At 71.7% G+C, this 18,545-nt stretch carries 19 protein-coding genes; 9 read left to right on the forward strand and 10 right to left on the reverse strand.

Annotated features, from left to right (window positions below; genetic code table 11):
• Positions 1 to 5 precede the first annotated feature (5 nt).
• Positions 6 to 551 carry a TetR/AcrR family transcriptional regulator gene (locus tag AC0NH5_RS20200; RefSeq protein WP_474405991.1) on the reverse strand — a complete coding sequence of 182 codons (546 nt, stop codon included), beginning with the start codon at positions 549 to 551 and terminating at the stop codon, positions 6 to 8.
• Positions 552 to 620: 69 nt separating this feature from the next.
• Between AC0NH5_RS20200 and AC0NH5_RS20205 the strand changes: the two genes are divergently transcribed.
• Positions 621 to 2,102, forward strand: a complete 1,482-nt coding sequence (locus AC0NH5_RS20205) for a DHA2 family efflux MFS transporter permease subunit (RefSeq protein ID WP_474405994.1) — start codon at positions 621 to 623, stop codon at positions 2,100 to 2,102.
• Positions 2,103 to 2,766: 664 nt separating this feature from the next.
• Here the strand turns inward: AC0NH5_RS20205 and AC0NH5_RS20210 are convergent.
• Positions 2,767 to 4,611: a LamG domain-containing protein gene (locus tag AC0NH5_RS20210; RefSeq protein ID WP_474405996.1), complete on the reverse strand. Its 1,845-nt coding sequence runs from the start codon at positions 4,609 to 4,611 to the stop codon at positions 2,767 to 2,769.
• A 97-nt stretch (positions 4,612 to 4,708) separates the two neighbouring features.
• On the opposite strand from AC0NH5_RS20210, the gene AC0NH5_RS20215 reads away from it, so the two are divergent.
• Together AC0NH5_RS20215 and AC0NH5_RS20220 are read left to right on the forward strand one after the other, a co-directional pair.
• Positions 4,709 to 5,137 (forward strand): hypothetical protein, encoded by a 429-nt coding sequence (locus AC0NH5_RS20215; protein WP_474405997.1) that lies wholly within the window; start codon positions 4,709 to 4,711, stop codon positions 5,135 to 5,137.
• 10 nt (positions 5,138 to 5,147) lie between these two features.
• Positions 5,148 to 5,918 (forward strand): LLM class F420-dependent oxidoreductase, encoded by a 771-nt coding sequence (locus AC0NH5_RS20220; protein WP_474405999.1) that lies wholly within the window; start codon positions 5,148 to 5,150, stop codon positions 5,916 to 5,918.
• A gap of 228 nt (positions 5,919 to 6,146) precedes the next feature.
• On the opposite strand, the gene AC0NH5_RS20225 is transcribed toward AC0NH5_RS20220, so the two are convergent.
• The 4 genes from AC0NH5_RS20225 to AC0NH5_RS20240 all read right to left on the reverse strand — a co-directional run bounded on the left by AC0NH5_RS20225 (position 6,147) and on the right by AC0NH5_RS20240 (position 10,574).
• Positions 6,147 to 7,700: an alpha/beta hydrolase gene (locus AC0NH5_RS20225; protein ID WP_474406002.1), complete on the reverse strand. Its 1,554-nt coding sequence runs from the start codon at positions 7,698 to 7,700 to the stop codon at positions 6,147 to 6,149.
• 60 nt (positions 7,701 to 7,760) lie between these two features.
• A complete protein-coding gene (locus AC0NH5_RS20230) occupies positions 7,761 to 8,219 on the reverse strand; it encodes an SDR family NAD(P)-dependent oxidoreductase (protein WP_474406205.1) in 459 nt (152 codons plus the stop codon).
• 233 nt (positions 8,220 to 8,452) lie between these two features.
• A complete protein-coding gene (locus AC0NH5_RS20235; RefSeq protein ID WP_474406004.1) occupies positions 8,453 to 9,058 on the reverse strand; it encodes an acyl-CoA-like ligand-binding transcription factor in 606 nt (201 codons plus the stop codon).
• Between the two features lie 34 nt (positions 9,059 to 9,092).
• Positions 9,093 to 10,574 (reverse strand): DHA2 family efflux MFS transporter permease subunit, encoded by a 1,482-nt coding sequence (locus AC0NH5_RS20240; RefSeq protein WP_474406006.1) that lies wholly within the window; start codon positions 10,572 to 10,574, stop codon positions 9,093 to 9,095.
• A 123-nt stretch (positions 10,575 to 10,697) separates the two neighbouring features.
• Here AC0NH5_RS20240 and AC0NH5_RS20245 point away from each other — a divergent pair, with 123 nt between their 5' ends.
• Entirely contained in the window at positions 10,698 to 10,856 is a 159-nt protein-coding gene (locus tag AC0NH5_RS20245) for a hypothetical protein (protein WP_474406008.1), read from the forward strand.
• 339 nt (positions 10,857 to 11,195) lie between these two features.
• Positions 11,196 to 11,456: a hypothetical protein gene (locus AC0NH5_RS20250; RefSeq protein WP_474406010.1), complete on the forward strand. Its 261-nt coding sequence runs from the start codon at positions 11,196 to 11,198 to the stop codon at positions 11,454 to 11,456.
• 15 nt (positions 11,457 to 11,471) lie between these two features.
• On the opposite strand, the gene AC0NH5_RS20255 is transcribed toward AC0NH5_RS20250, so the two are convergent.
• From AC0NH5_RS20255 to AC0NH5_RS20265, 3 genes are all read right to left on the reverse strand, one after another.
• Positions 11,472 to 11,657: a hypothetical protein gene (locus AC0NH5_RS20255; RefSeq protein WP_474406012.1), complete on the reverse strand. Its 186-nt coding sequence runs from the start codon at positions 11,655 to 11,657 to the stop codon at positions 11,472 to 11,474.
• Positions 11,658 to 11,771: 114 nt separating this feature from the next.
• The gene (htpG, locus tag AC0NH5_RS20260) at positions 11,772 to 13,607 is read right to left on the reverse strand and encodes a molecular chaperone HtpG (protein WP_474406014.1); all 1,836 of its coding nucleotides are present in this window, start codon (positions 13,605 to 13,607) and stop codon (positions 11,772 to 11,774) included.
• Positions 13,608 to 13,919: 312 nt separating this feature from the next.
• Complete coding sequence (locus AC0NH5_RS20265) at positions 13,920 to 14,189, reverse strand: hypothetical protein (protein ID WP_474406016.1); 270 nt, start codon at positions 14,187 to 14,189, stop codon at positions 13,920 to 13,922.
• Positions 14,190 to 14,365: 176 nt separating this feature from the next.
• Between AC0NH5_RS20265 and AC0NH5_RS20270 the strand changes: the two genes are divergently transcribed.
• From AC0NH5_RS20270 to AC0NH5_RS20280, 3 genes are all read left to right on the forward strand, one after another.
• Positions 14,366 to 14,731: a hypothetical protein gene (locus AC0NH5_RS20270; protein ID WP_474406019.1), complete on the forward strand. Its 366-nt coding sequence runs from the start codon at positions 14,366 to 14,368 to the stop codon at positions 14,729 to 14,731.
• A 120-nt stretch (positions 14,732 to 14,851) separates the two neighbouring features.
• Positions 14,852 to 15,658, forward strand: a complete 807-nt coding sequence (locus AC0NH5_RS20275) for an alpha/beta fold hydrolase (RefSeq protein ID WP_474406021.1) — start codon at positions 14,852 to 14,854, stop codon at positions 15,656 to 15,658.
• A gap of 25 nt (positions 15,659 to 15,683) precedes the next feature.
• Positions 15,684 to 16,613, forward strand: coding sequence for an endonuclease/exonuclease/phosphatase family protein (locus AC0NH5_RS20280; protein WP_474406023.1), 930 nt, complete (start codon positions 15,684 to 15,686; stop codon positions 16,611 to 16,613).
• Between the two features lie 226 nt (positions 16,614 to 16,839).
• Here AC0NH5_RS20280 and AC0NH5_RS20285 read toward each other — a convergent pair whose 3' ends face one another.
• Positions 16,840 to 17,496 carry an HAAS signaling domain-containing protein gene (locus AC0NH5_RS20285; protein WP_474406026.1) on the reverse strand — a complete coding sequence of 219 codons (657 nt, stop codon included), beginning with the start codon at positions 17,494 to 17,496 and terminating at the stop codon, positions 16,840 to 16,842.
• Positions 17,497 to 17,644: 148 nt separating this feature from the next.
• Between AC0NH5_RS20285 and AC0NH5_RS20290 the strand changes: the two genes are divergently transcribed.
• Positions 17,645 to 18,529 (forward strand): ABC transporter substrate-binding protein, encoded by an 885-nt coding sequence (locus tag AC0NH5_RS20290; protein WP_474406029.1) that lies wholly within the window; start codon positions 17,645 to 17,647, stop codon positions 18,527 to 18,529.
• The last annotated feature ends 16 nt before the right edge of the window (positions 18,530 to 18,545 follow it).

The raw sequence follows: 18,545 nt of genomic DNA on the forward strand, positions 1-18,545 counted from the left end.
CCCGATCAGGCTTCCGGGAGTGTGCCGAGCAGCTCGGCGGCCCACGGCGGCGGCGGGACCGCGCCCGGGCCGAGCACGCGCATCGAGCCGAGCACGGTGAGCAGCATGCCCATCGCGAAGAAGTCCCGCACCTGCTCGGGCCCGGCGCCGGTCAGCTCCCGCACGACGTCGTAGAGCCGGCCGTAACAGTCGCGCACCGCCTCCCCGACGACCGGATCGGCGGCTGCCGCGTAACCGTGCAGCAGCACAGCCAGCAGCTCCGGCTCGGCGAGCAGATCCTTGTAGGCCTTGCCGAGTGAGTCCAGCGTCGCCTCGCGCGCCGCGGCGCCCCGCCAGGTCTGCTCGATCCGCTCCCCGGCGTGCCGCAGGGTCGCCAGGAACAGCTCCTGCTTCGTGCCGAACAGACGGACCACGTACGGCTGGGAGACGCCCGCGAGCCGGGCCACCTGATCGGTGGTCGTCCCGGCGTAGCCCCCGTCGGCGAAGACCTTGACGGCCGCCTCCACGAGCTGGACGTGGCGCTGCTGGGCGGTGAGGCGGGTCCGGGTCACGTTGACATGTTATCAGTCAATGCCTACCGTACTTAGTTATCAGTGGATAACAACTTACTGGGGGAAGTAGTGACCACGCTCGCGCCGGCCCGTCCACGCACCCGCCCGTTCGGCCTCGTCATCGCCGCGGTCGGCATCCCGGCCTTCATGGGCGCCCTGGACAACCTGGTCGTCAGCACCGCGCTCCCGGTGATCCGCACGGATCTCGGGGCGTCCCTGTCCGACCTGCAGTGGTTCGTCAACGCGTACACCCTGCCGTTCGCCGCCTTCCTGCTCACCGCGGCCGCGCTCGGCGACCGCCTCGGCCGCCGCCGGATGTACCTGGCCGGCATCGTGCTCTTCACCACGGCCTCGGCCGCGGCGGCACTCGCCGCCGAGCCGTGGCAGCTCACCGCAGCCCGCGCCGTCCAGGGCATCGGCGGCGCGATGATCACGCCGCTGTCGCTGACCCTGCTGGCGGCGGCCGTCCCCGACTCCCGGCGCAACGCCGCGATCGGCATCTGGGGCGGCATCACCGGCCTCGGCGTCGCTGTCGGGCCGGTCATCGGCGGCGCGGTCACCGAAGGCCTGGCCTGGAACTGGATCTTCTGGGTCAACGTGCCGATCGGCGCGGTCGCGCTCGTGCTCGCCGCCACCGTCCTCACCGAGTCCCGCGGCGGCGCCCGCCGGCTCGACCCGCTCGGCCTGGTGCTGTCGGCGGGCGGCATGCTGCTGCTGGTCTGGGGCGTCGTCGACGGCCCCGAACGCGGCTGGACCACCGGCCGGGCGCCGGTCATGCTCGGCGGGGGCCTCGCGCTGATCGCCGGGTTCCTCCTCTGGCAACACCGCGGCCGTACGCCCATGCTGCCGCTCAGCCTGTTCCGGTCCCGCTCGTTCAGCCTGGTCACCGCGGTGACGCTGACCTTCTCCGCGGGCGCGTTCGGCGCGGTCTTCCTGCTCGCCCAGTTCTTCCAGGTGGTGCAGGGGCTCAGCCCGCTCGAAGCCGGCCTGCGCACCCTTCCGTGGACCGCCGCCCCGATGATCGTCGCGCCGCTGGCCGGCATCTTCGGCGCCCGCCTCGGCCTGCGCAACCTGATCGTCGCCGGGCAGGTCCTGCTCGCCGCCGGCATCCTCTGGATCGGCCTGGCCACCAGCACCGACGTGAGTTACGGCCGGCTGGTCGGGGCGTTCCTGCTGGCCGGCGTCGGCATGGGCCTGACCTTCGCGCCGATCAGCACGGTCGCCCTGGCCAGCGTGTCCGAGTCCCGGCGGGGCGTCGCCTCGGGCGCCAACAACACGGTCCGCGAATTCGGGGTCGCGGCCGGCGTGGCCACCCTCTCCTCGATCTTCAGCACCTACGGCAGCTTCGCCACCCACCAGGCCTTCGTGGACGGCCTGCGCCCCGCCGTCCTGACCGGCGCCGCAGTCCTGGCCGCCGGCGCCGTCGTGGCCGCCTTCCTCCCCCGCCGCGCCACTCCCGCCGAGACTGCAACCTCTCCCGTCCCGGCCGCCGCCACTGCGGCGCCCGCCCGGACCTCGCAGGCGGCGCCCACCCCCGCCCTGCGAAGCTGACCCCTTCCGGCCGGCTCCAGCGCTGTCCCGCCTCCGCCGAAGGAGCCCCGGCCGGCTCCCTGAGTGGTTCGGGAGGCGATGCGGCGGCGCTGGGCGCCGACCGGGATCTTCGGTCGGAAACATCTGTGAACTTCAGGCAGCGGGACTGTTGCATCCGCGCAACGCGGCTGAAACGATGACCTTCAATTCGATGCCTTCGTGGGAACACCGCGAGGACACCGGCACCGTCCTCGCCGGTCGATCCCGCTCGCGGTTCCCGCTCCCCGCGGGCACCGGATCCCGCCCGCCGATCATCCCCGCGGCGGCGCGAGTGGCTGCGTGTGCCGGACCTCCGACCGGCACACGCAACTCCACGCTCTCCCGGCCCCCACCGCCGACACCCACACCGGCGCCTCCACGCGTCGCCGCCTGCCGCGATCGCCCGATGTGGTAGTGCCGGCGTTGGCGCCTACCGGGCTCAGTTCCGGCTCCCGGACCGACGCGGCCAACCCTGGGCCGGCCAGCGGCCAGCGGCCAGCGGCCAGCGGCCAGCGGCCAGCGGCCAGCGGCCAGCGGCCAGCGGCCAGCGGCCAGCGGCGACGGCGACGGCAGCGGCAGCGGCAGCGGCAGCGGCAGCGATCAGGTGCCGGCGACCGGTGGCCGGCAGTTGGTGCGTGACGGCGGCTCAGCCGATGTGCACCCAGACGTCGTCGAGGGTGCCGTGGAACTGGTCGTTGTCGGCGCCGACGCCCTTGCCGCCCACGGTGAACGGGTGGCTGGTCTCGACGGCCAGGGTCGCCGGGACCGGGATGCTCGCCTCCAGCCGGTCGTCGACCAGGATGGACAGCGTCGGGCCGGTGCGGCGGCACTCCAGGGAGTGCCATCTGCCGTCGGCCACCGAGGTACGGCTGCGCGCCACGTGCACGGTCGTACCCGTCTTGTCGCTCATCCCGCAGCTCGGCTTGCCGGAGAGGCCGTCGACCTGCAGCTTGTACTGGCCGCCGCCGGTCGAGTAACCCTTCTGCAGGATGTTCTCGCCGCGCCCGGTCTCGGCCGGCGAGAGCAGCACCCCCGCGCCGTACCGCAACGGCCGCGCCCCCGGGTTCAGGTCACCGGTCTCGCCGGCCTGCAGGATCAGGCGCGGGCACGCGGCGCCGGCGCACTTGGCCGGGAAGCGGAGCGCCTGCCCGCTGCCGTGCTCAACCAGGACCGGCATGCCCCCGTTGCGGGTGACCGCGCGCAGCAGGTGACCGTGGCCCGAGCCGTCGTCGAACGTGCCGTCGGCGATCGTGGTGTCGAAGTTGTACGAGGCCACGTGGTCGGACGAGGGCGCCGCCGCCGAGGCCGACGCGAGCGCCTCCGCGCGCGGCGTCACACCGGCGAACGCGGCGTACCGTTTGCGGCCCAGACCGCCGACCGTGGTGAAGTCGCCGACCGCGCTGACCGCGCCGAGCACCCTGCTGGCGGCCAGCTGCCGGGTGCCGGCCACCCCGTTGGCCTGCGGCGACCACTCCAGCAGGTTGCCGTCGGCGTCCACCGCGGCCAGCTTGCCGCGGACCACCGACCCGTCGGTGCAGATGCCCCGGGCGCCGTTGTTCGTGGTGGTGCACGCCTTGTCGAAGTGGCCACCGACGTAGACCACGCCACCGAGGACGGTGACCGCCTGCGCGTCGCCGTCGAAGACCCGGGTCCAGCGGGTCTCCCCCGAGCGGGTGTACGACACAGCCCGCCCACCCAGGCCGCCGAGCGCCGCGTACACGCCGTCCTCATGGGCGCTGAGCGCGAAGACCTGCGAGACCGGCTTCGGCACGAACCCCCGGTCGAGCACGCCGGTGGCCGGGTCGACCGCGGACAGCCGCAGCGTGGAGCCGACCCCGTTGGTGCGGTGGAACCGCCCACCGAGATAGACCCGGTCCTCGGTGACGGCGAGCGCGTTCACCGCGTCGTCGGTGGCCGGCGCCCACGTGTCCAGGGCGCCGGTGGCGAGGCTGAACGCGGCCAGGTTGGCGCGCGGCACGCCGTTCACCGCGGTGATCCGCCCGCCCAGGTAGAGCCGGCCGTGCCCGGTCGCCAGAGCGCTGGGCTGGCCGAGCACGCTGTGCCGCAGCGGGGTGAGCGTGCCGTCGGCGACCCGCAGGCCGGCGACCGCGTCCCGCGTCTCGCCGTTGACCCGGTCGAAGTCGCCGGCCGCGTAGACCACGTCGCCGGCCACGGCGAGCGCCCGCACGTTCGCGTCGGCCGCGGGCTTCCAGTCGAGCAGCGCGCCGGTTCGGGCGCTGAAGGCGGCGAGCCGGGTCCGGGCCACCGCCTTGCCGTTCACCACGGCGCTCGTGAAGTTGCCGCCGACGAAGACGGTGTCACCGCGGTACGCGACCGCGTAGACGGAACCGTTGAAGGAGGGGGACGTCACCGGGTTCGAGGAGACGATCTCGGCGAACGCCGTGCCGCCGGCCGCGACGAGCACCGTCGCGATCCCGGCGATCAGCGTCCGGCGGACCACCGACTTACCGTTCTTGGGGTTATTGGCCACGTTGGTACCTAACTTCACGGTCCCCGCAAAGGTGGCGGACCTCCCGTCCGGCGGGACTATGCTCCGGTCGTACCACGGATGGAAGAAGGGAAATGTCGTGCCGCACCGTCGCCGCACCGCCCTGACCACCGTGCCGGCCGCGGTCCTGCTGGTGAGTGCCGGCTGCGAGATCGAGGTGGAGCCCGGTTCGCTGCCCGTCCCGGTCAGCATCGCGCCGGCGCCGTCCGCCTCGGCCGGCCAGCCGCGATATGTCTGCAGCGCGGTCCAGGCCGTGCTCACGCAGGGCGGGCTGCGCCTGGCCGAACACGCGACCGGCGACGGCGCCGACGGGCTGCGGAAGACGTTCGCCGACATGGCCGGGCAGATCACCGCCGCGGGCGAGAGCAGCACAGATCCGGCTCAGCGGCAGGCGGTCGACGAGATCGCCGCCGACCTGACCCGGGCGTCGCGGACGGGCGACCCGGAGGCGTTCCTCACCGGAGAGTTCACCACCATCGGGCAGAAGCTCGACGGCACCTGCACGTAGTCTTTCCCTCATGATCGATAGGCCGGTTCGGATAGGGCTGCAGTTGCAGCCGCAACACATGGACTACGCCACCATCCGCCGCACGGCTGCCGAGGCGGAGGAACTCGGCGCCGACATCCTGTTCAACTGGGACCACTTCTACCCGCTCTACGGCGAGGCCGACGGCCCGCACTTCGAGTGCTGGACGATGCTCGCCGCCTGGGCCGAATCCACCTCCCGGGTGGAGATCGGCGCGCTGGTCACCTGCAACAGCTACCGCAACCCCGACCTGCTCGCCGACATGGCCCGCACGGTCGACCACATCAGCGACGGGCGGCTGATCCTCGGCATCGGCTCCGGCTGGTTCGAGCGCGACTACACGGAGTACGGCTACGAGTTCGGCACCGCCGGCGGCCGCCTCGACGACCTGGCGACGGCCCTGCCCCGCATCGAGTCGCGCTGGGAACGCCTGAACCCCCGCCCGACCCGGAAGATCCCGGTGCTGATCGGCGGCGGCGGCGAGAAGAAGACCCTGCGCCTGGTCGCCCAGCACGCCGACATCTGGCACTCGTTCGCCGACGCGGAGACCCTGGAACACAAACTGGGCGTACTGCGCGGCCACTGCGACACGATCGGCCGCGATCCGAACGAGATCGAGGTGTCGGTGGCCTTCAAGCCGGAGAGCGGCGACCGCATGCGGGAACTGGGCGCCCGGCTGTTCACCATCGGCGTCGGCGGCCCGAAACCCGACCTCGGCGAACTCCGCGAGGCCCTCGCCTGGCGAAACGAGATCAACGCCTGACGCGACGCTGACGGCAGGAGGTTGGTCACCGTCCTTCGCCAGATCAACCCCTGCCGTGTACGGCGGGCTCGTCGTCCACCGGCCGGTCGAAGTCGATGCGATTGCGAGAAGCCGCCCGTCTCCGTCAGGACGGTAAGCCGCACTCCACACGGCAACGCCGACCCCCGGACCCGGTGTGTGAAGTTCGGGTGCGATACGCACCCGAACTTCACACCCGTCATCGTGTGATCAGCGGGCGAACGGGCCGATCAGCTCCGGCAGCGGGTTGACCACGCCGGTGTTGCTGAGCGTGGCGACCCCCGGCGGCGGGGTGTCCGGGAAGACGGCCGGGCAGTGGGTGCCCTTGGCCGGCGTGCGGCGATCGATCAGATACGTGTCGATCGCGGCCCGGGCGCACGGACTCAGCCAGTACGTCCCGTGGCCGACGCCGTCGTAGGTCAGGAACGTGGCGCTGGGCAGCTGGGACGCCAGGCTGGTGCCCCACTGGTACGGCGTGGCGACGTCGTAGCGGCTGTTCGCCAGCAGGATGGGCGGCAGCTTCTTGGAGGCGCGCAGCTTGTGCGGCGGGTTGGTGACGCCGAACGGCCAGTTCTGGCAGCTGGTCAGGTCGCTCCAGGCCAGCGGGTTGTACCGGGTGTGCGGGGCGATCTTGCGCTGGACCTTACGGATGGCGTCGAGGACGGTGTACGAGCCGACGTCGAAGCGGAAGTCGGAGCACATGACCGGCCAGTACCCGTACTCGACCGGCTCGCCGCGGAAACGCTGCGCCAGGGCAGGGGTCTCGCCGCCGAGCCAGAGCAGGTCGTCGGCCAGCCAGAACCAGGACGCCGGGTCGTAGAGGTAGCCGAAGATGAACGAGATGACCGTCTCGGCGCTGATCACGTCGCCCTCGACGACCAGCTCGCCGGCGTCGGCGCGGGCGAGCAGCTCGTCGAAGTAGGCCAGCACGTCACGGTCGTTCAGGGAGCACGCCTCGGTGCGCTCGCACCAGGCGGCGAACTGCTCGAACGACTGCTCCATCGCCAGCGATTCCCACTTCTGATAGCTGGGGATGCTCTGTGCGTGATCCATGTTGGAGTCCAGCGTCATGGCGCGGATCCGGGTCGGGAACAGCTCGGCGTACTGCTGGCCGATCATCGTCCCGTAGGAGACGCCGTAGTAGCTGATCTGCTTCTCGCCGAGCGCGGCGCGGATGGCGTCCATGTCGCGGGCGACGCTGGCGGTGTCGATGTTCTTGGCGAGGGGGCCGGACAGGTCGCGGCAGCTCTCGGCGAGGGCACGGTTGGCGGCACGCAGGCTCGCGTACTCCTGCTTGCTCTTGGGGTGCAGCAGCGCACCTTGCGCGTCGACCGCGTCGCCGTCGCAGAGGACCGCGTTGCTGCGGGCCTGGCCGCGCGGGTCGAAGCCGACGATGTCGAACCGGTTGACGATCGCCGGCGAGAACGACTCGGCGGCGCCGTAGGCGAAGCTCACCCCGGAGCCGCCCGGGCCGCCCGGGTTGATCAGCAGCGGACCGATGCGCTGCGCGGGGTCGGCGGCCGGCAGTTTCGCCAGCGCTAGCTTGATCTTGGGCCCGCGCGGCTCGGACCAGTCGACCGGCACGTCGAGGCTGCCGCAGAGCACGCGCTCCGGGGCTTCCTCGGCGGGGTCGCAGGGACCCCAGGCGATCGATCCGGCCGGCGCCGGTGCCGCCGGGGCCGCGGCCTGGGCGGCCACCGGCGCGGCCGGGGCGACGGTGGCCAGCAGGGTCACGGCCAGCAGGGGTACGACTTTGCGTCTCATGGGCAACCTCATGGTCGGGTGCAGAGTCGAGACCCATCTAAGCCAGACGATGCAAGCCTGTCACCCCGCCAGGCCCGCTTTCACGTGCCGAGTCACGTCGTCGGCGAGAATCTCCTGGTCACCGCGGGCCAGCGCGTCCACAGTGAGTTTGGCGATGGCGGCCGGGTCGGATTTCTGCTCCGGGGGGACCGCGGCGGCCATGTCGGTGTCCATGTATGCCACGTGCAGGCCGGTGACGGCGATCCCGCGCGGGGCGAGCAGCTCGCGGCTGGCGTTGGTGAGCGCCCAGGCCGCCGCCTTGGCCGCGGAGTACGACCCGAGGGCGCCGGGGTGCAGCCAGGACAGCACGGACAGCACGTTCAGCACCGCTCCCCCACCGTTGGCCTCGATCACGGGAGCGAACGCCCGGGTGGTGGCGAGGGTGCCGAAGTAGTTGGTCTCCATGTCGAGACGGATGCCCGCGAGGTCGCCGTCGAGCAGGGAGCCGCCGGCGCCGACCCCGGCGTTGTTGACCAGCAGGGTGGCGTCGGCGGCGGTGCCGGCGGCCCACGCACGGCGGCTTCCACAAGCACTTCACCTCGAAGGACGCGCTGGTCGCCGAGGCGGTCGGGCGGGCGTTCACCGAGCAGGCACAACACGTGCCGGAGGAGCGGGGGCGCTGCTGGACGCGTACCTCGCCCTCATCCTGGCCCGCGCGACCGCCGGCACCGAACTGTCCGATCGGATTCTGACAGCGGCGCGCGAAGCGCTGCTCAGCCCAGCGGAAGGCCGTCCTGCAGCAGGGTGAGCGCCTGCTCCAGGCGCTGCAGGTCACCCGGCGTGGCGCCGTCGACGTGCGACAGCCCACCGGACGGCAGCACCGAGAGCATCGCGCCGACCGCCGCGCCGGCCGTCACCCGGGCCGAGAAGTCGTCGGCCGGCAGGCCGGCCCGCTCCGCGATCGCCGCGGCCACCAGGTCGATCGCGTCGGTCATCTGGTGCAGCAGGCGGGCCCGCAGATCCGGCACGCCGATCAGCAGCCGCTGCCGGCGCCGCTCGAACTCCCAGGTCTGCTCGTCCATGTCGGCGAAGACGGCACGCAGCGCGTTGAGGATCGCGGTGATCGGCGGCACGTCCACGGGCTGCGCGCGGATCCCCGCGATCAGCCCCGCGTCCACGTCGTCGACCAGGACGACGTCCTCCTTGGTCGGGAAGTAGCGGAAGAACGTGCTCGGCGAGACCTCGGCCGCGTCCGCGATCTGGTCCACGGTGGTCGCCGTGTAACCCTGCTCCTCGAACAGGCGCATCGCGTGCTCGCGGATCGCGGCGCGGGTCCGCGCCTTCTTGCGCTCGCGCAGGCCGGCCGGCGGCGTGGTCACGAAGCCGGCCGGGCGGACAGGGACGGGGACGGTGTCATGCCCCCGATTCTGCCAGCATCGGAGCGGGCCGCCGGTGCGCCGGCAGCACGATCAGCGCCAGCACCGCGCCGATCCCCGCCACCGCGCCGGCGACGATCAACGAGTCGCCCATACCGGCGGTGAAGGCGTCCCGCACCGACGCGAGCAGCGCCACGTCCCCGGTCTGCTGAGCGATCGCCGCCCCGGCGGACACGCTGTCGCGCACCGGCTCGGGCACCGCGGCGCGATAGCCGGCGTTCAGCACCGTCCCCAGCACCGCGACCCCGATCGCGCTGCCCACCTGCCGCAACGCCTGGATCAGCCCGGACCCCGCGCCGCTGCGCTCCGGCGGCAACGCGCCGAGGGCCGCGTTCATCGACGGCGGCATCGTCAGACCGAGCCCCACCCCGGCCGCCGCGATCCACGCCGCCACCCAGCCGTAGGGGGTGCCCGCGGTGGTCAGCGCTCCGGCGAACAGCGACGCCGCCATCACCGCCAGCCCCGCGGCGATCACCACGCGGGGGCCGCGCGACGTCGTGAGCCGGGCCGCGACCCGGGCGCCGGCGATCAGCCCGCCGATCACCGGGAGCAGCCGCAGCCCGGTGCCCAGCGCGCCGGCGCCGTGCACCGCCTGGAACAGCTGCGGCAGGGCGAAGAGCAGCCCGAACAGTGAGAAGCCCGCCAGGGTGGCGAAGAGCGTGCCGCCGACGAAGGCCCGGTCGCGGAAGAGCCCGAGGTCGATCAGCGGCGCGGCGGCCCGCCGCTCCCACAGCACCAGCGCGACCAGGGCCGACACGCCGAAGGCGACGGTGAGCAGGGCGCGCCCGTCGCTCCAGCCGCGTTCGCCGGCCTCGATGACGCCGTACGTGAAGGCGACCAGTCCCGCCGTCGACAGCACCACACCGGGCAGGTCGAAGCGACGCTGCCGGTCACCGTGCGACTCGGGGAGCCAGACGGTGACCGCGATCAGACCGAGCACCACCAGCGGCACGTTGATCAGGAACACCGACCCCCAGCGGAAGTGGTCGAGGAGCCAACCGCCGAGGATCGGGCCGAGGGGGACGCCGAGCGCGTTGGCGGTGATCCAGACGGACAGCGCCCGCGGACGCTCCTCGGCGTCGAACAGGACGGTGACCACGGCGCCCATCAACGCCATGATCAGCGCGGCGCCGAGACCGAGGACCGCTCGGGCGGCGATCAGCTGGCCGGTGGACTGCGCGTACGCGCACGCGGCCGACGCGAGACCGAACAGGATCAGGGCCACCCGCATCAGGCGCTTGCGCCCGTACCGGTCGCCGAGCATCCCGGCCGGCAGCAGGGTGGCGGCCAGGACCAGCAAATAGGAGGTGGTGAACCACTGAAGGTCGCCGGTGGAGGCGGACAGCTCACGGGCCAGGGTGGGCAGCGCGACGCTGAGCACCGTGCCGTCCAGCCCGATGGCGACGGTGCAGAGGGCGAGGGCGGCCAGCGCGTACCAGCGCGAGGGCGATCGAGTCATAAAATGAGAGTAACTGTCAAAAGCAAGTCTGTGTCAGTTAAGGTCGGTTGGGCGCGCCGCCTGCACGGCTTGCCGACCTGTGCCACGATCTTGGATGGCGATCCGGCGTACGGAGGAAGCTGCATGAAGAAGATCCTCGGTTGGGTCCTGGTGTTCCTGCTGGTCTTCTGGATCGGCACGAACCCCCGGCCGGCCGCTGACGTGGCGCGCAGCCTCGGCGACGGGGTGGCCCAGATCTTCAGCAACATCGGGACGTTCTTCGTCGACCTCTCCAACGGCTGAGGCGCCACTGCGGCGGTAATCCATTGACGACAGTGGCTCGTCACGCATAGCGGCGTCCGCTCAGGACCGCCGACTCCCGAGCTGAGCATCGATGACCGCACTGCACGACCCCGCCCCGGCGCCGCCGCTGTCGATGCCGGCCGCCTCCGGCTCGCGCAGCACCTGATCACCACGGTCCTCTCCCTGATCGCCCTGGTGGCCGCCCGCTCGTCGGGCTCGCCCGGACGGCCGTCGCCACCGTCCACCGGAGCAACCGGTCGAACACGCTGCGCGCCCTGCTGGAGCGCTTACCGGTTCCGCCGGTAGATCTTCGGGTTCCTCGCCGTCGGCGCCTCGGTCATGGTGGCCACCCTGATCGGCACCGTCATGCAGCTGTCGTCGATGGCCGAGGACCTCGTCGAGGAGCAGACCGGGGCCCTCCCGGCGGACGAGGCCGGCGGGATCGACGCGAACTGGCTCGCGGTGGTCCTGCTGCTGAGCCTCCGACCCTGCGGGCGCCGTGGCTGCACGAGGGCCAGCGGGTCGCCGGCCTGTCGGTCCGGCCGTGGGTGGTGGCCGACGGCGTGCGCGACCATGTGGTCGTTGCCGGGCGCTGCCTGAGCCGTTCAGGCTCCGTCAGATGCCCTGGCGGTTGCGGACCGGCAGGGAAAGCTCGGTGGCCACCGGATTCCACAGCCGCAGGAACCTGATTCTCGCCGCGCCGGCCTGCTCGGAGACCTGATCGCCCTTGCTCTGATGCCGACGGGCGGCGCAGAACTCCAGCGCAGGATCATTGTCGAGCCCGCACACGCCGCATTTCATTCCGGGATCGTACCGACGCCCACCACGCCCACGACAGGCCATTTCCGGCGCCGATCAGCGCAAAGAAAACGCGGCCCCGACGACGATGAAGGGGCCGCGTTCCGGTGATACGGGTTAAACCGTTCGGGCCAGCCGATCGGCGAGCAGCTTCGCGAACCGGGCCGGGTCGTCGAGGTCACCGCCCTCGGCGAGGAGCGCGGTCCCGTACAACAGCTCGGCAGTGTCCGGCAGAGCCGGGTCCTCCGCGCCCCGCTCGTGGGCCGACCGCAGACCGGAGACCAGCGGGTGGTTGGGGTTGAGTTCGAGGATCCGCTTCACCCGCGGCCCCTCCTGGCCCATCGCCCGGTACATCTTCTCCAGCGCCGGCGTGATGTCGTCAGCGTCGCTGACCAGGCAGGCCGCCGAGGTGGTCAGCCGGTGCGACAGCCGCACCTCCTTGACCCGCTCGTCGAGCTTCTCCTTGAGGAAGCCGAGCAGCGGCCCGAAGTCGCCGTCCGGCTGCGGCTCCTCCTCGTCCTTCTTCAGGTCCACGGAGCCGCGGGCGATGGACCGCAGCTTCTTGCCCTCGAAGTCGGGCACCGCGTCGACCCAGATCTCGTCGACCGGGTCGGTGAGGATCAGCACCTCGTAACCCTGCTCGCGGAACGCCTCCATGTGCGGGGAGTTCTCCACCTGGGAGCGGCTCTCGCCGGTCAGGAAGTAGATCTCCTCCTGCCCCTCCTTCATCCGCTCCACATAGCCGGCCAGCGTGGTCGGCTCGGTGCCGTTCGTGGTCGCGAACGAGGCGATCTCCAGGATCGGCTTGTGGTTGTCCGGCTCGCTGAGCAGGCCCTCCTTGACCGCCCGGCCGAACTCGCGCCAGAACGTCGCGTACTTCTCCGGGTTGCTGGTCATCAGGTCCTTGACGGTGGCCAGAACCTTCTTGACCAGCCGCCGGCGGATCATCTGGATGTGCCGGTCCTGCTGCAGGATCTCCCGGGAGATGTTCAGTGACAGGTCCGCCGCGTCCACCACACCCTTGACGAAGCGCAGGTAGTCCGGGATCAGCTCGCGGCTGTCGTCCATGATGAAGACGCGCTTGACATAGAGCTGAAGCCCCCGGCGGGCGTCCCGCTGGAACAGGTCGTGCGGCGCCCGGGACGGGATGAAGAGCAGCGCCTCGTACTCGAAGGTGCCCTCCGCCTTCATGTTGATGATCTCGAGCGGGTCGGTCCAGTCATGGCTGATGTGCCGGTAGAACTGGTGGTACTCCTCGTCGGTGACCTCGCTGCGCGGCCGCGCCCACAGCGCCTTCATCGAGTTGAGCGTCTCGTCGCCCTTTCTGATGGGGAACGAGATGAAGTCCGAGTACCGCTTGACGATCTCCCGGATCTTCCAGTCGTCGGCGTAGTCGAAGAGATTGTCGTCCTCGTCCTTCGGCCGCAGGTGCAGCGTCACCGACGTCCCGACCGGCGCGTCCGGCTCGTCGTCGATCGTGTAGGTGCCCTCGCCGCCGGACTCCCACCGGGTGCCGTGGCCCTCGGTGCCGGCCTTGCGGGTCACCAGCGTCACCCGGTCGGCGACCATGAAGGTCGAGTAGAAGCCGACACCGAACTGCCCGATCAGCTCGGGGCTCTCCTTCGCCTCCTTCAGCTTGGTGAGCAGCTCCGCGGTGCCCGATTTGGCGATCGTGCCGATCAGGTCGACGACCTCGTCGCGGGTCATGCCGATGCCGTTGTCCCGGACGGTCAGCGTCCGCGCCTCGGCGTCCGCCTCGATCTCGATGTGCAGATCCGAGGTGTCCGCCTCGATGCCGTCCTGCAGCTTGGCCAGGCGCAACTTGTCCAGGGCGTCCGACGCGTTCGAGATCAGCTCGCGCAGGAAGATGTCCTTGTTCGAATAGATCGAGTGGACCATCAGCTGCAGCAGCTGTCGCGCCTCGGCCTGGAACTCCAACGTCTCCATCGTCACCCGTTTCCGTCCGGTCCGGTGTTACGCCCCGATCGTAAGACCGAACCGATCCGCTCCGGGCACCCGCTCACCACACCCACCCTCGCGCGGCGTGTTCCCGCAGCTGACGGCAAGGACGACGATCAAGGGCAGGCTGTCGTAGCGGGGTGGTGGGTACAGACCGCTGCTCACGCCGAGGGCCGCGCGGCGGCTCGCTGGCCGCTACGCGTCCAAACCACTCCCCACCACCCGGCAACCTGCGTGCGTGGTCACCCCCAGAACCCGTGTGTGAAGTACGGGCTCGATGCGAGCCGAAACTTCACACACACAGGGTCAGCAGCCTGGGCCGGCGGCGACGCCGTTGACGATGCGGTACTTCGAGATGTCGCCCTTCACGTACGAACGGAGCTGCGTCGCCGAGCGCGGCGCCTCGCCGTGCACCCCGGTGAACGCGACGATCGCCGTGTCGACGGTCCGGCAGGTCGCCTGGTTGGCGACCGCCCGCGCAGACTCCTCCGCCTTCTTCGGGTTCAACGCAACGTAAGAAACACCCGAAATACCGAGAGTTACTGCGGCGGCCATCGTCAGCTCCAAGATACGCACCGGAGCAGGCTAGCGATCATTACGCCAAGTATCCAGTGGGCCGATCAGACGAGTGATGATCACTCTTAGCGACCATGCCACTTAGGCGAATGAATCGTCGTGAGCCTTTACCGGCACTCCCGGCGCCTCTTACGGTGATTACCCGCAGCAACGGTCTGAACACGCTGGAGGATCCCATGCGTCGTGCCGCTGTCGTTCTCTCCCTCGCCCTCGCCGGCCTTCTGATCGCCTCGCCTGCGCAGGCGTTCGCCCACACCCGGGTGCAGAACCCGGCCCTGCACGCCGTGCTCGACGGCCTCACCCTGCTGGTGGTGTCCGCACCGGTGTGGACCGCCCTGCTGTGGAGCGGCGGGAACCGCCGGCACCTGGCGGCCCTTGTCGCGGTGGTCCAGATCCCGGTGGCGGTCATCGCCTTCGCGCCGATCACCGACCCGTACCTGCATCTCGCTCTGTTCCTGATCGCGCTCGCCATCACCGGCGCCGCCCTGCGGGCGGTGCGCAACCAGGCCCGCGCCACCGCGCCGGCGGCCGGCCGGAGCTGACCACGGCCCCGCCGCCGCCCGGTGATCGGCCGGGCGGCCCGGCCGAACTCTCAGCGAGGACGTCATCCGCTGTGATGCCGAGTTAACGTGCCCGCAAGTGAGACTGGCCACAATGACCCCGTGGTGACCGAGACGATGATGCCCGTCAACGGCATCCAGGTGTGCATCGAGACCTTCGGCGAACCGGCCGACCCCCCGCTGCTGCTCCTGGCCGGAGAGGCCAGCTCGATGGACTGGTGGGACGACGAGTTCTGTCGGCGGCTCGCCGCGGGCGGGCGCTTCGTGATCCGCTACGACCACCGGGACACCGGCCGGTCCACCTGCTTCCCGGCCGGCGGCGCCTACTCCGGGGTCGACCTGATGAACGACGCGCTCGGTGTGCTCGACGCCCTCGCGATCCGGGCGGCGCACCTGGTCGGCATCTGCCTCGGCGGCGGCCTGGCCCAGCGCATCGCGGTCGAACATCCGGAGCGGGTGCTCACCCTTACCCTGATCGCCACGAGCCCCGGCACCGGCGAATCCACCGCACCCCGCGGCGAGATCGACTGGTCGAGCCGCCGAGCCGCCGTCACCGCGCTGATCGGCGAGGTACGCGCCCACGGCGGCCCGTTCACCGCCGACGAGTACCACCTGCGCCGCCTGGCCGAACGGATCTACGACCGGGGCGGCAACCTCGCGGTGGCCCTGCACAACCACCGCCGGGCCGGCTTCGGTCCGCCGGTCCGCGACCGGCTCGGCGCGATCACCGTGCCCACGGTCGTCCTGCACGGCACCCTCGACCAGCGGTTCCCGGCCGAACACCCGACGGAGCTGGCCGGTTCGATCCCGAACGCCCGGCTGGTGTGGCTGGAGGGCGTCGGCCACGAGTTCCCGCCCCGCGCGGTCTGGGACCGGGTGCTCACCGAGATCCTCGGCGCAGCCTCCTGAGACCGCCCGCTCGACCGGATGCCCGGTGCATCAGCCTGACATCATCGGCCGGGTGCTGCTCCGCGTCGCCGTGCCGTCCGCCGTTCTGGTCGCGTTCGTGCTGGTCCTCCACCGCCTGATCCCCGGGCGGTACGGCAATCTGGTGGAGACGTTCCTGCCCTGGTTCGGCCTGACCGTCCCGGTGCTGCTCGCCCTCGCCTCCTGGCTGCGCACCGTGCCCGCGCTGCTCACCGCCCTGCTTCCGCTCGTCACGTGGCTGGCCGTGTTCGGCGGCCATCTCCGCCCGGCCGCGGACGTCACTCCCGCGCTGATCGCGGTGCAGCACAACGTCAGCGACGAGAACCCCGACCCGGCCGCGACGGTACGCACGCTGACGGCGGAGAGTCCGGATCTGATCGGCCTGCAGGAGATCACGCCGGAGGCGTACCCCGCCTATGCCGCCGCCTTCGGCACCGCTTACCCGCACCACACCGTGCAGGGCACCGTCGCGCTCTGGTCCCGGCACCCGCTGACCCGCCCGGGCCCGCTGGACATCCGCCCCGCCGCGTTCGGCGCCGACTGGAACCGCGGCCTGCGCGCGGTGGCGCAGACCCCGAACGGCGAGGTGGCGGTCTACGTCGTTCACCTACCCTCGGTGCGGGTCGGTCCGGGTGGCCTCGATTGCGTACGACGGGACGAGAGCGCCCGTCTCCTCGGCGCTGCCCTGCGGACCGAGCCGCTGCCCCGCACGCTCCTGCTCGGCGACCTCAACGCGACCGTCGACGACCGCGGCCTGGCCCCGCTGACCGAGGTGCTGAGCACCGCCGACGCCACGTTCGAGTTCACCTGGCCCGCGACGTTCCCCGTGGCGCGAATCGATCAGATCATGGCCCGCTCCCTCCACGTAGCTGATCTCCGCACGCTCCCCAGCACCGGCAGCGACCACCTCCCCCTGACCGCCCACCTGACGTGGTGACTTCGCGCCCACACCGCACTCCCACCCGGCGTGACGACTTCGGGTTCGCTCCGCGCCCTGAGTCACCACACAGGCGGGTCGCTCGGTGGGCGGGGCGACGTCGGCACCAAGCAGTCGCGGTCGGGCTGAACCGGCAGGCGGGGACGCCGGCGACGCGGCGGGTGCGGGTGCGGGTGCGGGTGCGGGTGCGGCTGAGCGATCCGGCTCTGGAAGCGGGGCCGGCTGGTCAGGGCTTGAGGCTGGTGCGCAGGGTCAGGCCGGCGGCGACGGCTCCGGCGGAGCAACCCAGGTAGAGGGTCAGGAAGAAGAGCGCGCCCCCACCGCCCAGACCGGCGATCGCCAGGGCGAAGAACAGCGCGCCGGCCGCCGAGCCCATGGTCAGGGTCCAGGCCGCCGCTTTCTGGGCCGGGCTCCAGCGGCTGGAACCGGTGGCGATCAGCAGGCCGGCCATCGGGCTGACCACCGGAAGCACGAACGCGCCGGCCGTGAGCAGGGTGATCGCCGTGTGTTCCGGCCCGCCGCCGGGCGCGGGTGCCGGGGCCGCGACCGGCACCGCAAGCGCCGGCAGGCGCAGGTGGGTGGGCATCCCGCCCCGGCGGACCGCCTCGGCCAGCTGCTCGGGCGGGCCCAGCCGGCCGAGCGCCAGGGCCGGGTCGTCGGCGAGATCGCGCCGCAACGAGATGTAGTTGGTGACGGTCCGCATCAGGTCGTCGCGTGCCTCGGGCAGCAGGTCCCCGCTCGCCGCCCAGAGCGCGGCCAGATAGTCGAGCACCAGCGCATCGCCGGCGGCCAGCGGTGTCGCCCCCGGAGAAGCGGTTCCGGTGGCGGCCTCGCTGGTGGCGGTGGTGCTGGTGGCGGCTGGGCTCATCGAGGGTGAGGTCATGGTTCCTCCCGGGTCGGCGTTGCCGCCAGCATCGCGGGACGGGACCCCGGGGCGCATCGGTCCCCGGTGTGAGGTGCCGGCCGCCGGCTACATCTTTAGGCCGACCCACTTCCGTGTCACCGGGCCCGCCAGCGGGCAGGATGAGGGCATGCGCCTGGTGTCTCTGCTGCCCTCCGCGACCGAGATCGTGTACGCCCTCGGCCGCGGCGACGACCTGGTCGGTGTGACGTTCGAGTGTGACGAGCCGGCCGAGGCCCGGTCCACGAAGACGGTGGTGGTCGGGGGGCGGGACACCCGGAGCATGAGCCCGGGTGAGATCGACGCCTACGTGCGCACGCAGATGGCGGCCGGCGGTGATCTCTACACGTTGCATGCGGACGCGCTGGCCGGCCTGAACCCGGATCTGATCCTCACCCAGGATCTGTGCCGGGTGTGCGCGGTGCCGTCCGGGCACGTGGACGACGCGCTCACCCACCTGGGCTGCCGGTCCGAGGTGCTCGCCCTGGACCCGCACTCGCTGACGGACGTGCTGGACACCTTCATCGAGGTGGCGAACGCGCTGGGCGTACCCGAGCGGGGTTCTGATCTGGTGGGTTCGCTGACGGAACGCCTGGCGCGGGTGTCGAAGGCGGTTGCCGGCCGGCCGCGGCCGAGAGTCGCGGTGGTGGAGTGGGTGGATCCGCCGTTCGGCGCCGGGCACTGGGTGCCCGACATGATCGTCGCGGCGGGCGGCGAGCCGGTCGCCTGCCGGCCGGGGCATCGGTCGGTGGCGGTGTCCTGGGCCGAACTGGCCGCACCGGAGCCGGAGGTCGTGCTGGTCACGCCGTGTGGCTATCACCTGGACGGCGCGGTCCGGCAGGCGGCGGTGGTGGCGCCGCACTTCCCGGGTTCCGCGGTGTGGGCGATCGACGGTGACGGCCTGGTGGTGCGGCCCGGTCCGCGCCTGGTCGACGGTGTTGAGGCGATCGCCGCGATCCTGCACCCGGACGCCGTCCCCGCTCCCCCACCCGGCGCCGTCTCGCGGGTGGCCTGAACAGGCGTTGCGGCGA

This window comes from Actinoplanes sp. 13 (assembly GCF_056134165.1).

Bases quoted from the DNA above. Each gene is read 5' to 3' on its own strand.
- AC0NH5_RS20220 (WP_474405999.1), top strand. From the start codon at position 5,148: ATGATCGATAGGCCGGTTCGGATAGGGCTGCAGTTGCAGCCGCAACAC.
- AC0NH5_RS20225 (WP_474406002.1), bottom strand. From the start codon at position 7,700: ATGAGACGCAAAGTCGTACCCCTGCTGGCCGTGACCCTGCTGGCCACC.
- AC0NH5_RS20240 (WP_474406006.1), bottom strand. From the start codon at position 10,574: ATGACTCGATCGCCCTCGCGCTGGTACGCGCTGGCCGCCCTCGCCCTC.
- AC0NH5_RS20245 (WP_474406008.1), top strand. From the start codon at position 10,698: ATGAAGAAGATCCTCGGTTGGGTCCTGGTGTTCCTGCTGGTCTTCTGG.
- AC0NH5_RS20250 (WP_474406010.1), top strand. From the start codon at position 11,196: ATGGTGGCCACCCTGATCGGCACCGTCATGCAGCTGTCGTCGATGGCC.
- AC0NH5_RS20255 (WP_474406012.1), bottom strand. From the start codon at position 11,657: ATGAAATGCGGCGTGTGCGGGCTCGACAATGATCCTGCGCTGGAGTTC.
- AC0NH5_RS20270 (WP_474406019.1), top strand. From the start codon at position 14,366: ATGCGTCGTGCCGCTGTCGTTCTCTCCCTCGCCCTCGCCGGCCTTCTG.
- AC0NH5_RS20285 (WP_474406026.1), bottom strand. From the start codon at position 17,496: ATGACCTCACCCTCGATGAGCCCAGCCGCCACCAGCACCACCGCCACC.
- AC0NH5_RS20290 (WP_474406029.1), top strand. From the start codon at position 17,645: ATGCGCCTGGTGTCTCTGCTGCCCTCCGCGACCGAGATCGTGTACGCC.